This is a genomic window from Pseudomonadales bacterium (genome assembly GCA_024234435.1).
Taxonomy (GTDB): Bacteria; Pseudomonadota; Gammaproteobacteria; order Pseudomonadales; family Porticoccaceae; genus JACKOF01.
Window position 1 is genome coordinate 1,227,841 of sequence record JACKOF010000001.1, and the last position, 14,765, is coordinate 1,242,605.

The following is a 14,765-nucleotide window of genomic DNA, read 5'->3' on the forward strand; positions in this document are numbered from 1 at the left end:
AACCAACGACGTTAATCGTTTGTTGGCAAAGGCGCTAGCCGAAGATACTAAGCATCAATGGCACATCGTATTTCACTAATGATTGCAGATACTGCCGCCGCAATCGCTTCTTTTTCAAAACACCCCTGCTGCTCCATTTGCGACATCTTATCTACCAGCACGCTGCCAATCACAACACCGTCAGACAAATCCGCAACTGCTGCCGCAGACTGCGCATCTTTAATACCAAAACCGACGCAAACCGGTAAATCAGTCAATGTTTTAATTTCCTTAAGCTTTTCCTTTACCGAGTTCACATCCAAGTTACCGGCGCCAGTTACACCTTTGAGAGAGACGTAATAGAGGTAACCTCCAGCAAGAGAGACAATTTTTTTCTGGCGCGCTATCGTTGTTGTTGGCGTAATCAGAAAAATATTCTCTATCTCGGCAGCGCGCAGCTGTGCAGTAAAGCCCTCAGCCTCTTCCGGCGGCAAATCCACCGTGAGCACGCCATCAACACCTGCCCGGGAAGCGTTCTCAACGAATGCCGAATACCCCATTCGTTCAATAGGGTTGGTGTATCCCATCAGAACGACAGGCGTGATACTGTCAGTTTTTCGAAATTCAGCAACCAGGCTGAGCGCATCCCGCAAGCTGGTATTTTTTGCCAAAGCCCTTTCATGGGCTCGCTGAATCACCGGCCCTTCAGCTGTGGGGTCTGAAAAAGCCACACCAAGCTCAAGAATGTCTGCTCCCTCTGCTACCAGCTTTTGCATGGTTGCCAGCGTCACATCAAGGGACGGGTCACCTACCACAATGTACGGAATGAGAGCTTTTCGGCCTTGAGATGCCAGTTTTTTGAGGCATTGATTAATTCGATTCATAAAATAATACCGCCTCAATTACAGGGTAATACCGTCAATTTCTGCGACCGTCAGGATATCCTTGTCACCACGACCCGATAAATTGACAATAATGGTCTGTTCCGGCGTCATTTGCCTGGCCAGTTTTTCGGCATAGGCAATGGCATGACTGGATTCCAGAGCAGGCATTATCCCCTCAACCCTGGTCAGACTTCGAAACGAAGCCATCGCTTCATCGTCATCTATCGCCACATAATTTACCCGACCAATATCTTTCAACCAGGCGTGTTCAGGACCAACACCCGGGTAATCCAGCCCAGCAGAAATGGAGTGCGTCTCAATAATCTGACCGTTTTCATCTTCCATCAGATAGGTACGATTACCGTGCAACACACCAGGGATACCATCATTCAGCGGCGCTGCGTGCTGGCCAGTTGCCAGACCATGGCCACCGGCTTCGACACCATACATAGCGACTGATCTGTCTGATAACATGGGGTGAAACAGACCGATAGCGTTGGATCCCCCCCCCACACAGGCGACCAGAGCGTCAGGCAACCGACCGGTCTGGTCAAGGCATTGCTGGCGTGCCTCCCGCCCTATTACAGACTGGAAATTCCTCACCAGCTCAGGATAGGGGTGCGGGCCTGCGCAGGTGCCGATAATGTAAAAGGTATCATCAACGTTAGTTACCCAGTCACGCATGGCCTCGTTCATGGCATCTTTGAGGGTTTTGGAGCCGGATGTTACGGGCACCACCTCCGCGCCAAGCAGCTTCATCCGATAGACATTCAGTGATTGCCGCTTGATGTCTTCTTCGCCCATAAATACATGACATTCAAGTCCCAGGCGGGCAGCAACAGTAGCAGAGGCAACTCCGTGCTGACCGGCACCCGTCTCCGCAATAATGCGCTTCTTACCCGAATGTTTGGCAAGTAAAGCCTGGCCGATAGTGTTGTTGATTTTGTGGGCACCGGTATGATTCAAATCTTCGCGTTTCAAAAACAGTTTGGCGCCACCTGTTTCGCGGCTCCAACGTTCGGCAAAATACAGTGGCGATGGCCGCCCTACATATTGGGCCAGTTCATAATCAAACTGGGTCTGAAAATCTTTATCGTCTTTCAAACGCCGGTAAAGAGCCTCCAGCTCGTCCAGAGCAGAAACAAGTGTTTCGGAAACAAACCTGCCACCGTAAGGGCCGAAATGGCCCAGGGCATTAGGCATCTGGCTGAAATCAATATCAGCGCCGGGGTTACTCATAAACTTCTCTCTTGGCTTCTCGTATGATTCTGTGCGTTCTTTGCTCGCCGAATGAATCTATCAATCAATGCTGCTGATTTAATGCCGGGCGCCACTTCAACGCCTCCACTGACATCGACGGCATAAGGTTTCGTTTCCAAAACTGCCTTTTCAATATTATCCGGAGTCAGTCCACCCGCAAGGATCAGGGGCTTTTCAATATTGTCTGGCAGACGATGCCAGTCAAAAGTTTCCCCTGTACCACCGTATTTGCTCTCACTCCAAGAATCAAATAATAAGCCTCTGGCGCAAGCAAAGTGTTTCGCTTCAGCTTCGATATCCAGTCCGGGCAACATGCGAATGGCTTTGATATAGGGCCTGTCAAACTGCCGACAGAACAACTCGTCTTCGTCACCATGAAACTGAAGTAGATCAAGCCCCACCCGGGATACCGTCACTTGTACCTCAGCAGGGCTTGCATTGACAAACAGCCCAACAACACTCACGAAAGGACCCACCACTCTCGCAATGGCCTGAGCCGTGCCGATATCAACAAAGCGTGGGCTTTTGTCATAAAACACCAGCCCGATAGCATCTGCCCCGTACGCCAATGCCGCTTGCGCATCTTCAACACGGGTAATGCCACAAATTTTTACTCTGACTGAATTCAAAAGTTGCTCTCAAAGCGATTCGATTACCCATAGCGGATAATCAAAAATCGCTTTTATGCTAAACCCGAAATTGTAACAAAAATGATGAATTAGAAGATACAGGCGAAACCCTAAATCTTTTAACAATTCGCATCAGTCTTCAACAATCAGTAACGGCCCTTTCTGTAATTTTGGCATTTCAAACTGCTGCGGATAATCAACGGCTACCAGATAAAGACCGTTTGAAGGCGCCGTCGCCGGAGCCTGAGTCCGATCTTCCTGCGACAGTAAATTCGCCAGCCAAGCGGCATCATGCTTACCCTCACCAACAAGCAGCAATGCCCCCATCAGGTTGCGCACCATATGATGTAGAAATGCGTTTGCCTTGATCTCGAAAATCACGGCACCACCACATCGCCAGACCTTGGCAGCATGCACGTTGCGAAAAGGTGAATTCGATTGACAACCCGCAGCCCGAAAACTGCTGAAATTTCTCTCGCCCAGTAACAGTTGCGCAGCGTTGTGCATGCTGTTTTCATCAAGCGGATTGCGCCACCAAGTAACACCACTGTGCCATATGGCAGGCCGAGAGGCCTGATTGGCAACAATATAACGGTATGTTCTGGCTGTCGCACTGAACCGGGCGTGAAATAACGCCGATGTTTCATCAACCCAGTGCAGCTGAACCGAATCGGGCAGGTTGGCATTTGCCCCCAGTAACCAACTGCGCGAACTTCGGATGGCACGAGTATCAAAATGAACAATCTGGTTTGTTGCATGAACGCCTGTATCGGTTCTACCCGCACAGGACAGCGTCACCGGTTCGTTTGCAACTTTCGACAAGGCGGCTTCGACTACCTGTTGAACACTGGGACTGTGCGACTGGCGCTGCCAGCCACAAAAAGCGTTGCCGTCGTACTCGACGGCAGCGGCAATTCGCGTCACCCCTTCGGGAAGCTGCTGGTCAACAGGAACAAGACAATTAGGCAAATAGCGCCATGATCGAGGTGCTGTCATTCAATACTAAATCGAATCCAGTAGTGAACGGGCTTTTTCCTGCTGCTCAACACTGCCCTCTGAAACCACTTCCTCAAGAATTTCTCTGGCACCATCCTGATCACCCATTTCCAGAAAGGCTGTAGCCAGATCCAGTTTGGTCGAGCATTCATCGGCCTCGGACAACATGTCAAGATCAGCATCAAGATCGGTATCAAAGGCTTCGACATCAGCTTTTTCGCTGTGCAGCGTTTCGGCCTGTTCGTCGATAATATCGACCTCACCAATTTCGCCGAGCGAATCACTATCCGATTCATTCAGTTCTGCGAGTGTTTGTTCTGCCTCATCCAGAAGCTCTTCTCTTACTTCCTCTACGCCCCTATCTGATGCAGAGTCATCCAAATCGATATCGAGGTCTCCCACGTCCAACTCGTCTATGCTTGCAGAGAGCAACTCGGCTTCCGGGTCGCTTTCTGTTTCAAGAGAGAGTTTGTCGATGTCCCCGGAAAGAGATTCCATATCCAGATCATCAAGCTCCAGCTCCAGATCAAAATCCAGATCATCCGCGGCGCCTGTTTCACCTGAAGCAGAAGGTTCTGTCAGCGGACTTTCGTGATCGCCCAAAAGATCATCCAGGGCGGAAAGATCAGCGGCATCATTTTCAATCTCATCCTGTTCAGGCGCTTCTAGTTCAACCTCCAGCTGACCTTCATCAAGTAAATCGGCAAGATCATCTGAATCCTGGTCGTCGAGGTCCAGATCAATAAGTTTCGGCTCAGCCTGTTGCTGATCTTCTTCAGTGACATCAATCTCTTCAGCTACACCTGCTGTTGTGTCATCAATAGTGTCATCAACAGCTTCATCAAAGTCATATTCACTCTCGGAGAGGTCTGTTTCTATTGTTTCAGCCCCATCTCCAGCAAAAAGCTCCTGCCGCAGCTTCTCTGCTTTTTCACTGGCTTCTGCATTCCCCAATCCGTTCAACTGATTAAATTGTTGATTGAATTTCTCTGTGTCCTGGCTGGCCACATAAACTTCGAGCAGCTTCAGATGTAAATCACTGTTATCCGGATCACTGTCCAGGGACTCTTTCAGTACATCCTCGGCCTGCAGATAGTTACCCAGCGACAGATAAATATCCGCCTCCCCTTCTGGATCAAGCCCTTCATCGTCATCCAGTTCGAGCCCTGACAAATCCTCTTCTGTTATGGTTTCGCCCATTTCTGCCGCAACAGCAAGGTCTTCAGCGGTCAGTGCATCTTCGTCATAATCTTCCGGCTGACCTTTTGTGGTAACAACGAGATCCCGGTCATTAAGCAGTTCATCCTCTTCTTCCGGCTTGTTACGGAAAAACAGGAACACGGCCAAAAGCAGTCCCAACAGACCTATCAATGGATACATCAGCAGATCAAGCCAGTACTTCCAGCCGGATTCTGTTACCGGAGCCGTCGGTTTGTTATCCACAGCAGGTTTTATCGGCGTTTCCAGCTCTGTCTTTGCTTCGGCAGCCGACTCTTCATTTTCCATTAAAGCGTCTTCAGCTTCGGGGGAGCCTTCAGGCCCATGAGAGACGTCAGTTTCAGGAGCATCATCAGCACCTAGAGCATCATCCAACCCCGGATCGGCGGGCTGATCTTCTGTATCCCTGCCCTGCAATGCTGCCAAGTCCGGATCATTCAGCTCCACAAGGCGGCGCATCGTCTCAATTTGCTGTTCGAGGTTGCCAAGGCGTTCGCGCAGTTCGGCATTTTCTCGCTGGGTTTTATCCAGCTCTTCCTCAACTATCGCAAACTCATTCTGAATCACTTCCCCGGCAGAATTGTCACCGCGCTCACCGCCTGCAGCATTTGTTCCGGAAGATGTCCTGCTCGGGTCCAGTGTCGTTAACTTAAGACGTCCATCGACGTCATCAGATGATGTACTATCAGACGATTGCTGCCGGGCAGTAGCATCCAGCAATATATCCGTTGGCTGATCGTCATCGATGGTTGAAGAGGCCGCATAGGACGAGGTGTCTGTTGCCAGCTGATTCAGCACATTACCGCTGTCAGCCTGGTTAATATCAGAACCCTGCGGCAGTCTGAGTACATGGCCACTTTTCAACAGGTTAATATCCCCATTGATGAAGGCGCTGGTATTCAGCTGGTGGATCGCCGCCATTGTCTGATGGATCGAAGCGCCTTCCGGGCGCGCACGTCTTGCGATACCCCAGAGAGAGTCACCGGAACTCACCCGGTATTCTTCACCTCCAGCAAGCACAGGAGCACGATTAGCAGCACCCTGTCTACCGGAAGAAGCCGTTCTGGAGCCTGACTGAGTTCGAGGCTGGGAGCGAGTGCTCGCAGCCTCAACGCTCTTTACCTGGGAGGATTCCGTAAACACAGGTAAATCCAGCAATACGGTGTATTCACGTAACAGTCTGCCTGAAGGCCACTGAACTTCCATCAGGAAATCCAGATAGGGTTCCCTTATTGGCTGTTTGGACGTAATACGAACGACCGGGTTTTGCCTGTCATTGAGGTCGACACTGAAATTCAACTGGGTTAGAAAGAACTCCCTTTCCACTCCGGCATTGACAAAATCATTCTTTGAACCGAGATCAACCAGTAGCTCAAGTTCAGATAAATCACCCAGCCCGAGGATTTCCACCTCGGCATCCATCGGCTCATTCAATGCTGAGTTTTGCTTGATTTCACCCAACCCCAGGCCCAAAACTGTCTGGGTTGCCAGCAAGCCTGCTACGGCTGTTGCCAGTATCGTTTTGCGTGATTTCATATGATTTTCCTTTTTATCCCTGTCAGCAGTATCGAGGTTATTGTTATCAATCTTTGGGCTACTTTCGTTGCAGACTGCCGGGCCTGCCCGCAATTCATTCTGACTGCTTTGCAACCCAATTGACATAACCGGGGATGACTTCCTCGACAAGTCATCAATAGCTTGGCGTAAGTATTTATGACAAAAAGGTTTTGTTCAACCGTTAAGGGTACAATTCAACCCCTTTACGAGCATTAAAATATGTTTTTTTTTGACCTGGCGCACACGAACAAAGTGCACCAGGTACAAATAGCTCCGCGACCCAGGCGACAGTCAATTGTCGGAAAGAATGCGCAACATGCGTCGCAACGGCTCCGCAGCACCCCACAAAAGCTGATCACCAACCGTAAATGCAGACAGATACTCTCCGCCCATATTCATCTTGCGCAACCGCCCCACCGGCACGTGAAGATTGCCTGTCACAGCTGCCGGAGTAAGCTCTTTCAGGCTTCGCGTGCGCTCGTTGGGCACCACTTTAACCCAATCGTTGGCTTGCGCCAGAATCGCTTCAATATCTGCCAGCGGCACATCCTGTTTCAATTTCAGGGTGAGTGCCTGACTGTGACAGCGCATCGCACCGATTCGTACACAGATACCATCAATTGGCACAGGCGTATCGCTACCGAGAATTTTGTTGGTTTCGGCCTGCCCCTTCCATTCTTCACGACTTTGCCCATTATCCAGCTGAGTGTCTATCCAGGGCAACAAGCTGCCGGCCAAAGGGGCGCCGAAATGATCCGATGGAAAATCACCGGAACGCATGGATTGTGCTACTTTCCGGTCAATTTCAAGAATCGCCGAGGCTGGATCCGCCAGTTCCGCTGACACGGCAGATTCGATAACGCCCATTTGCGCGATCAGCTCGCGCATATTATTGGCACCAGCACCGGAAGCAGCTTGGTAGGTCATGGCACTGCCCCACTCCACCAGCCCGGCGTTAAAAAGCCCACCGAGAGCCATCAGCATCAGGCTAACCGTGCAGTTCCCACCAATAAAATCTTTTATACCGCTGTCTATGCCTTTTCGAATAACATCGTTATTCACCGGGTCCAACACAATCAACGCATTCTCTTCCATTCTCAACGCTGAGGCCGCATCTATCCAGTAGCCTTGCCAACCGCTTTTACGCAGCTTGGGGTATACGGCTTTGGTGTAGTCTCCACCCTGGCACGTAACGATGACGTCCATCTCTCGAAGCGTGTCTATGCAGTTCGCGTCCTGCAACAATGCCACATTCTTACCAATGTCTGGGCCAGCCTGACCCAATTGTGATGTAGTGAAGAACACCGGTTCAATACCGGCAAAATCATTTTCTTGGCTCATCCGCTCCATCAATACAGAGCCAACCATTCCACGCCAGCCTACAAAACCTACTTTGTTCATCTCAGTAAAACCTTCAACTATCAAATTTCATATATATCAAAGCGCCGCAACTACCGCGTCACCCATCTCTACGGTGCCCACTTTGCGGGTACCTTCAGTGTAAATATCTGATGTGCGCAAACCGTTATCCAGAACTCGGCTCACCGCCTGCTCAATCGCGTCAGCCGCCTTCGCTTCAGATAATGAATAGCGCAACATCATTGCAGCCGACAGAATCGTTGCCAGAGGGTTCGCTATACCTTGCCCGGAAATATCCGGAGCTGACCCATGACAGGGTTCATACAGACCTTTACCGTCTTTATCCAAAGAGGCAGAAGGCAGCATACCAATTGACCCCGTTAACATAGCAGCGGCATCGGACAGAATATCGCCAAACATATTGCCAGTAACCACCACATCGAACTGTTTCGGAGCCCGGACCAGTTGCATGGCTGCATTGTCTACATACATATGGCTGAGTTGTACTTCCGGGTAGTCTTTTGCCACCTCCTCCATCACTTCACGCCACAGTACTGTTGCTTCCAGCACATTGGCTTTATCAACAGAGCAGACCCTCTTGTTGCGAACCATTGCTGCCTCGAACGCCACTTTACCAATACGGCGAATTTCGGATTCCGAGTATTTGTAGGTGTTGTAACCCTCGCGCTCACCATTCTCAAGTGTACGGATACCTCTGGGCTCGCCGAAGTAAATCCCTCCTGTCAGCTCGCGAACAATCAAAATATCCAGACCTGCCACAATTTCCGGCTTCAAAGAGGAGGCATCCGCCAGCTGCGGGTACAGAATAGCCGGACGCAAATTACCAAACAGTTCCAGCTCCGAACGTATTTTCAACAAGCCTTTCTCGGGTCGGATATCATGCGCAATGCCATCCCATTCGGGACCACCAACAGCGCCCAATAAAATCGCATCACTTGCCCTGGCGCTATCCAATGTTTGCTGAGGGCACGGCTCACCCACCGCATCCACTCCTGCGCCACCCAACAGGCCCGTTTCAAATGACAAGCCAAGATCAAATTGACGATCCACCTTTTTCAGCACTTTCACTGCTTCAGCAACAATCTCAGGCCCGATATGATCACCAGGCAACAATAATATTTTTTTCATTGGCTTCTTTTAACTCGCGGTAAGTGAAACAATTTTTCAACGGCGACGGGGAGCTATGCCCCCTCAGAAAGCTGTTCAACCAGCTAATTAATAGCGCCGTACAACCAGGGAAACCGTTCTGCATGTCGGGTTTCAAAACTTCGAATCTCGGCCTCATTCTGCAAGGTCAAACCAATATCATCCAGACCGTTTAGCAGGCAATGCTTGCGGAATTCATCAATCTCAAATGGTAACGCTTCACCGTCAGGTTTAACGACAACCTGTCGCGGCAAATCAATCGTTAACGCGTAACCTTCATTTGCCTCTAGCTCAACAAACAGATCAGAAACAATATCTTCATTAAAAACAATAGGTAAAAGACCATTCTTAAAGCAGTTGTTAAAGAATATGTCTGCAAAACTGGGGGCTATCACAACCCTGAAACCATAGTCGTCCAACGCCCAGGGCGCATGCTCCCGGCTTGATCCACAACCAAAATTCTCACGAGCCAGCAATACCGAAGCGCCCTGATATCTTGGCCAATTCAAAGGAAAATCTGCATTAACAGGGCGCTTCGAACAATCCTGACCCGGCAAACCTTCATCGAGATAACGCATCTCATCAAATAAGTTTGGGCCAAACCCACTGCGTTTGATGGATTTCAGAAACTGCTTGGGAATAATCATATCGGTATCAACATTGGCCCTATCCATCGGCGCGACGACACCTGTATGCAATGTAAATGCTTTCATTAGACTTCACCTCCAACAGCAGCCAGTTCCCGAACATCCGTAATGTGGCCCGCAACAGCCGCCGCCGCCGCCATCGCCGGACTGACAAGATGCGTGCGGCCACCGTTACCCTGCCGCCCTTCAAAGTTACGGTTTGATGTGGAGGCGCAATGCTCTCCCGCACCTAATTTATCGGCGTTCATGGCAAGACACATCGAGCAGCCGGGCTCACGCCACTCCATACCCGCTTCAACAAAAATCTTATCCAGGCCTTCGGCTTCAGCCTGAGCTTTTACCATCTGCGAGCCGGGCACTACCAAAACCTGTTTAACACTGCCTGCCACCTTACGACCTTTGGCCACTGCTGCCGCAGCGCGCATATCTTCAATGCGAGAGTTCGTACAGGAACCGATAAACACCCTGTCCACTGGGATTCGGGTTATCGGTATGCCACCTGTAAGCCCCATGTATTTAAGAGCCTTTTCAATGCCCTGTCGTTTCACGGAATCCAACTCTTGTTCAGGACTTGGTACGCTACCCGTGACCGGCGCCACCATTTCAGGCGATGTTCCCCAGGTCACTTGCGGCGCAATATCTTCTGCGCGCATTTCAACAACAACATCAAATCGAGCGTCAACATCGCTGTGCAGCGTACGCCAATATTGTTCTGCGCGATCCCATTGCTCGCCGACAGGCGCAAACCGACGACCTTTAACATATTCGATAGTCTTGTCATCAACACCGACCATACCAACGCGGGCACCTGCCTCTATCGCCATATTGCAAACAGTCATACGGCCTTCAACACTCATCTCTCTGAAAACAGTACCCGCAAATTCAATCGCACAACCGTTGCCACCCGCTGTGCCTATCTTGCCAATAATGGCCAGAATCACATCTTTGGGGGTAACACCAAGACCCAGCTCACCATCAACACGAACCAACATATTTTTCATTTTCTGGGTTACCAGGCACTGTGTAGCCAGCACATGCTCCACTTCAGAGGTACCAATACCATGCGCCAAACAACCAATTGCGCCGTGGGTGGCGGTGTGAGAATCACCACAAACCACCGTCATCCCAGGAAGCGTGGCACCTAACTCTGGCCCCATAACATGTACAATACCCTGCCCCATCTCGTTCATTTTGAACTCGCGAATACCAAATTCATCACAGTTTTCATCAAGTGTACGCACCTGGATACGGGAGGTTTCGTCAACAATACCGTCCACACCTGCCGCTCGCTCTACCGCATCGGTAGAAACATTATGATCTGGCGTTGCGATATTGGTATCAATTCGCCAAGGCTTACGACCAGCGATTCGCAGACCTTCAAAAGCCTGGGGGGAAGTGACTTCATGAATAACCTGGCGATCAATATAGATCAGTGCGGAACCGTCATCCCGCTGCTTGACCAAGTGCGCATCCCATAATTTGTCATAAAGCGTCTTCGCCGACATAACCAATACCTGTCACTGTGAATTGTTCGATACGATTTTTTGAAAAGTTGAATTCTAGCGCCAACCAACAAATAAAACCAATTCATATTTTTTATTGTTTGCATTCTTTTTTGGAATAGATAACCATGCTGCCCTATGGACACTCAACTTCTTGAAGCCTTTATTGCTGTGGCAGAAAGCCATTCCTTTTCTATTGCCGCAGAACGTATTCATCTGACTCAACCCGCGGTCAGTAAACGTATTTCATTACTTGAAGAACAACTGAACTGCCGATTGTTTGACCGAATTGCACGATCGGTATCATTGACTGAAGCCGGAGAAGCGTTACTTCCCCGAGCAAAGTTAATCTTGCAGGATATTGTAGACACTCAACAAGCCATCAACGATCTATCAGGCGCCATTACCGGCCGTCTGCGGCTCGCCATTAGCCACCATATCGGTTTGCACCGATTACCCCCTGTTTTAAAAACGTTCAGCCAGCACTACCCTGAAGTGTCTATCGATGTAGATTTTATGGACTCTGAAAAAGCCTATGACGGCATACTACATGGCAATTTTGAGGTGGCTGCTATTACGCTTTCCCCCTCTCCCCATCCAAAGGTATTTGCCGAGTCAATATGGCCTGATCCACTGGTATTTATGGTAGCGAAAGAGCACGAGCTGGCAAAAACACCTGGAGTAACGCTGGAGGTCTTATCAAGATACCCGGCGATATTACCCGGCTCAGGCACCTATACGGGCCGCATGACAAAGGCCCAGTTCGACAGACATGGAATTTCACTGCCATCGGGAATGGCAACTAACTACTTGGAAACCATCAAAATGATGGTCAGTATTGGTCTCGGCTGGAGCTTGTTACCCAGCAGTATGCTGGAATCAGGATTAAGCCAGGTTCCCATTTCAGGCATCTATATAGAGCGCCAGTTGGGGTATATTCACCACCGGGAAAAAACCCTGTCCAATGCAGCCAGAGCTTTTATTGAGCTACTGAAATCAGAAAAGCAGTAACGCGAGCTTAAAAAGCTTCTTCAGCCAACGCCATTACATTTTCAGGCCCTGCCTGAACTGCTGCAACATAACCGCTATTACGCGCCATGACATATTGAGCAAAAAAGTTTGCCGTAATAATTTTGGCGTCATTAAAATCTTTGTTGCCTTGTCCGGCTTCATTTAGTTTCACTGCCGCCAGAGCACTTTTTGCCAGTAATGCGCCTGCTGCCGTTGTCCCCATCAGCATCAAGGCATTATATGCGCCAGCCTCAGCCGCGGCCCAATCATCAACAGCCGCCTTAAATAATGCTTTAACAGCGGTACTGCAATCGGTTATACCTGCTTTCAATGCCCTGGCTATTGGCGCCATCTCTTCACCAGCCGCTTCAACTTCGGTCAGAATTTCACTCCATTCAACCACTAGCTCAGTGGCCGCCATTCCCTTGTCACGTAGAATTTTACGTCCAACCAGATCAAGTGACTGTATACCATTTGTGCCTTCGTAAATCGGCAGAATTCGGGCATCCCGCATGTGTTGAGCGGCGCCGGTCTCTTCAATAAATCCCATACCGCCGTGAACCTGAATACCCAAAGAGGCAACTTCCAGCCCCACGTCTGTACACCAGCCTTTAACTAGCGGTGTCAACAAGTCGACTCTGCGCTGGTGATAGGCTGATTGCTGTTCGTTTTCTGCTTTCTCTGACAAATCTTCATGGGCCATGGATGAATAAGCCAGCGCACGTCCACCCTCGGTCAAGGCACGCATTGTCATCAGCATACGTCTGACATCCGGATGGTTGATAATTGTCACCCGCGATTTACCCGGCACATCGCCCTGAACCCGTTCCCTGGCATAATCCACTGCTTGTTGGTAGGCGCGTTCAGCAATAGCCACCCCTTGCAAACCAACCGATTGCCGCGCATGGTTCATCATGGCAAACATATAGCTGAGGCCTTCATTTTCCTTGCCTACCAGATACCCGACAGCACCACCATTCTCACCGTAAGACATGGTGCAGGTCGGACTTGCATGAATTCCCAGCTTTTCCTCAAGGCCTATGCAATAGACATCATTTCGGTTACGAGCACTTTCGCCCTGACCCTCTAAAACCTTGGGCACAACAAACAACGAAATACCCTTGACGCCTTCCGGTGCATCGGGGGTGCGGGCAAGAACCAGATGAATAATATTTTCGCTGTAATCATGTTCTCCCCAGGTAATATAGATTTTTTGCCCGGAGATGAGGTAGTGATCGCCATTTGGAACGGCTTTCGTCGTAATGGCTGCAAGGTCGGATCCGGCCTGTGGCTCGGTCAAATTCATAGTGCCGGACCATTGCCCGGACATCAGCTTCGGAATGATTTCAATTTTCTGTTGTTCACTACCGTAACGGCTTAACGCCGTAATTACGCCTTTTGTTAACAATGGGCACAAACTAAAACTCAAATTGGCACTCTGGCACATTTCATCAACAACAAAAGAGAGTAACTGGGGCATACCCTGCCCACCATACTGAGGATCACCTGCAAGGCTCTGCCAGCCAGCATCCACCATCTGCTGATAAACCCCATCCAGCGATGGAGGCGTGATAACTTGATTGCCTTCAAGTTTAAGCCCCTCGCGATCAGCAATCATATTGGTAGGTGCCACTACTTCATCGAAAAATCTTGCTGCTTCTGTCAAAATTGCAGCGACCATATCCGGAGTAGCTTCCTCATAACCCGGCAAGCGGGAGATTTCGTCCATGCCCAGAACATGATTCAGCAGGAAACTCATATCTTCAACGGGGGCTTTATAAATGGTCATTCCCTATTACTCCTGGTATTTACTGACTCAAATCAAATTCAACATGTCTGAGTAAACGCCCAATAGCCATAATTTACAACTCTATCGTGAACCCGCTAACGTCAACCGGAGCTTGTCCGGGTTTAGCACGTCACCCTGATCATTCAGCTCAGGATAGTCCAGCCCGTGCCGCCGACAGTATTTAGCAACCACTGGCTGACACCATTCAAACAGTAGCTTGCGATATTCGCCATCCGGTAGTCGTCTTTGGGCATAAAGATCAGCGGCCTCTCTCTGCCGCTGCGCTTCCGCAAGAATGATGGCGCAGGCTACCGAGACGTTATAAGACTCTACCATTCCCAACATAGGAATCACCACACACCCGTCAACCTGAGCGGTAGCCTGTTCACTGACACCCCACTTTTCGGCGCCTAGCAACAACGCCGTGGGTCGAGTGTAGTCCACCTCGGTGTAATCCACAGCACCTGGAGTAAAGTGTGCCGCTATCACCTGAAAGCCCTGCTGTTGCAAAAGCCCTATCGGTTGACCAATAGACCGGTGGACCGTGGTTTCTACCCACTTGTGACTGCCAAGCGCAGTGCCGGTATGGGGCCGGAAAGGACCCTCCTGATAAACAGCATGAACTCGGTGGATTCCAACCGCATCACAGGTACGGATAATTGCCGAGAGATTTTGCCCCTTGTGGACTTGATCTGTTATAACCGTCAAGTCAGGCTGGCGACGTTGCAATACAGTCAGAATTTTTTGGTAGCGTTCAGGCGTCATGC

12 protein-coding genes are annotated in these 14,765 nt (G+C 49.9%); 1 reads left to right on the forward strand and 11 read right to left on the reverse strand.

The window, feature by feature from the left end; genetic code table 11:
* Positions 1-47 precede the first annotated feature (47 nt).
* From H7A02_05655 to leuC, 9 genes are all read right to left on the reverse strand, one after another.
* Complete coding sequence (locus H7A02_05655) at positions 48-863, reverse strand: tryptophan synthase subunit alpha (GenBank protein ID MCP5171736.1); 816 nt, start codon at positions 861-863, stop codon at positions 48-50.
* An 18-nt stretch (positions 864-881) separates the two neighbouring features.
* Positions 882-2,102: a tryptophan synthase subunit beta gene (gene trpB / locus H7A02_05660; protein MCP5171737.1), complete on the reverse strand. Its 1,221-nt coding sequence runs from the start codon at positions 2,100-2,102 to the stop codon at positions 882-884.
* The gene (locus tag H7A02_05665) at positions 2,099-2,752 is read right to left on the reverse strand and encodes a phosphoribosylanthranilate isomerase (GenBank protein MCP5171738.1); all 654 of its coding nucleotides are present in this window, start codon (positions 2,750-2,752) and stop codon (positions 2,099-2,101) included. Before H7A02_05665 ends, trpB begins: the two co-directional genes overlap by 4 nt.
* A 132-nt stretch (positions 2,753-2,884) precedes the next feature.
* On the reverse strand, positions 2,885-3,748 hold the full coding sequence (truA, locus tag H7A02_05670) for a tRNA pseudouridine(38-40) synthase TruA (protein ID MCP5171739.1): 864 nt from the start codon (positions 3,746-3,748) through the stop codon (positions 2,885-2,887).
* Positions 3,749-3,754: 6 nt separating this feature from the next.
* Complete coding sequence (locus tag H7A02_05675; GenBank protein ID MCP5171740.1) at positions 3,755-6,502, reverse strand: hypothetical protein; 2,748 nt, start codon at positions 6,500-6,502, stop codon at positions 3,755-3,757.
* Positions 6,503-6,814: 312 nt separating this feature from the next.
* Positions 6,815-7,924: an aspartate-semialdehyde dehydrogenase gene (gene asd / locus H7A02_05680; GenBank protein MCP5171741.1), complete on the reverse strand. Its 1,110-nt coding sequence runs from the start codon at positions 7,922-7,924 to the stop codon at positions 6,815-6,817.
* Between the two features lie 36 nt (positions 7,925-7,960).
* Positions 7,961-9,031 carry a 3-isopropylmalate dehydrogenase gene (gene leuB / locus H7A02_05685; protein ID MCP5171742.1) on the reverse strand — a complete coding sequence of 357 codons (1,071 nt, stop codon included), beginning with the start codon at positions 9,029-9,031 and terminating at the stop codon, positions 7,961-7,963.
* Positions 9,032-9,114: 83 nt separating this feature from the next.
* Complete coding sequence (gene leuD, locus H7A02_05690) at positions 9,115-9,762, reverse strand: 3-isopropylmalate dehydratase small subunit (GenBank protein ID MCP5171743.1); 648 nt, start codon at positions 9,760-9,762, stop codon at positions 9,115-9,117.
* Entirely contained in the window at positions 9,762-11,201 is a 1,440-nt protein-coding gene (gene leuC, locus H7A02_05695; protein ID MCP5171744.1) for a 3-isopropylmalate dehydratase large subunit, read from the reverse strand. Before leuC ends, leuD begins: the two co-directional genes overlap by 1 nt.
* A 135-nt stretch (positions 11,202-11,336) precedes the next feature.
* Here leuC and H7A02_05700 point away from each other — a divergent pair, with 135 nt between their 5' ends.
* Positions 11,337-12,209 (forward strand): LysR family transcriptional regulator, encoded by an 873-nt coding sequence (locus H7A02_05700; GenBank protein ID MCP5171745.1) that lies wholly within the window; start codon positions 11,337-11,339, stop codon positions 12,207-12,209.
* Positions 12,210-12,216: 7 nt separating this feature from the next.
* On the opposite strand, the gene H7A02_05705 is transcribed toward H7A02_05700, so the two are convergent.
* Together H7A02_05705 and trmH are read right to left on the reverse strand one after the other, a co-directional pair.
* Positions 12,217-13,998 carry an acyl-CoA dehydrogenase gene (locus tag H7A02_05705; protein MCP5171746.1) on the reverse strand — a complete coding sequence of 594 codons (1,782 nt, stop codon included), beginning with the start codon at positions 13,996-13,998 and terminating at the stop codon, positions 12,217-12,219.
* Positions 13,999-14,079: 81 nt separating this feature from the next.
* Positions 14,080-14,763, reverse strand: coding sequence for a tRNA (guanosine(18)-2'-O)-methyltransferase TrmH (gene trmH / locus H7A02_05710; GenBank protein ID MCP5171747.1), 684 nt, complete (start codon positions 14,761-14,763; stop codon positions 14,080-14,082).
* Positions 14,764-14,765 lie beyond the last annotated feature (2 nt).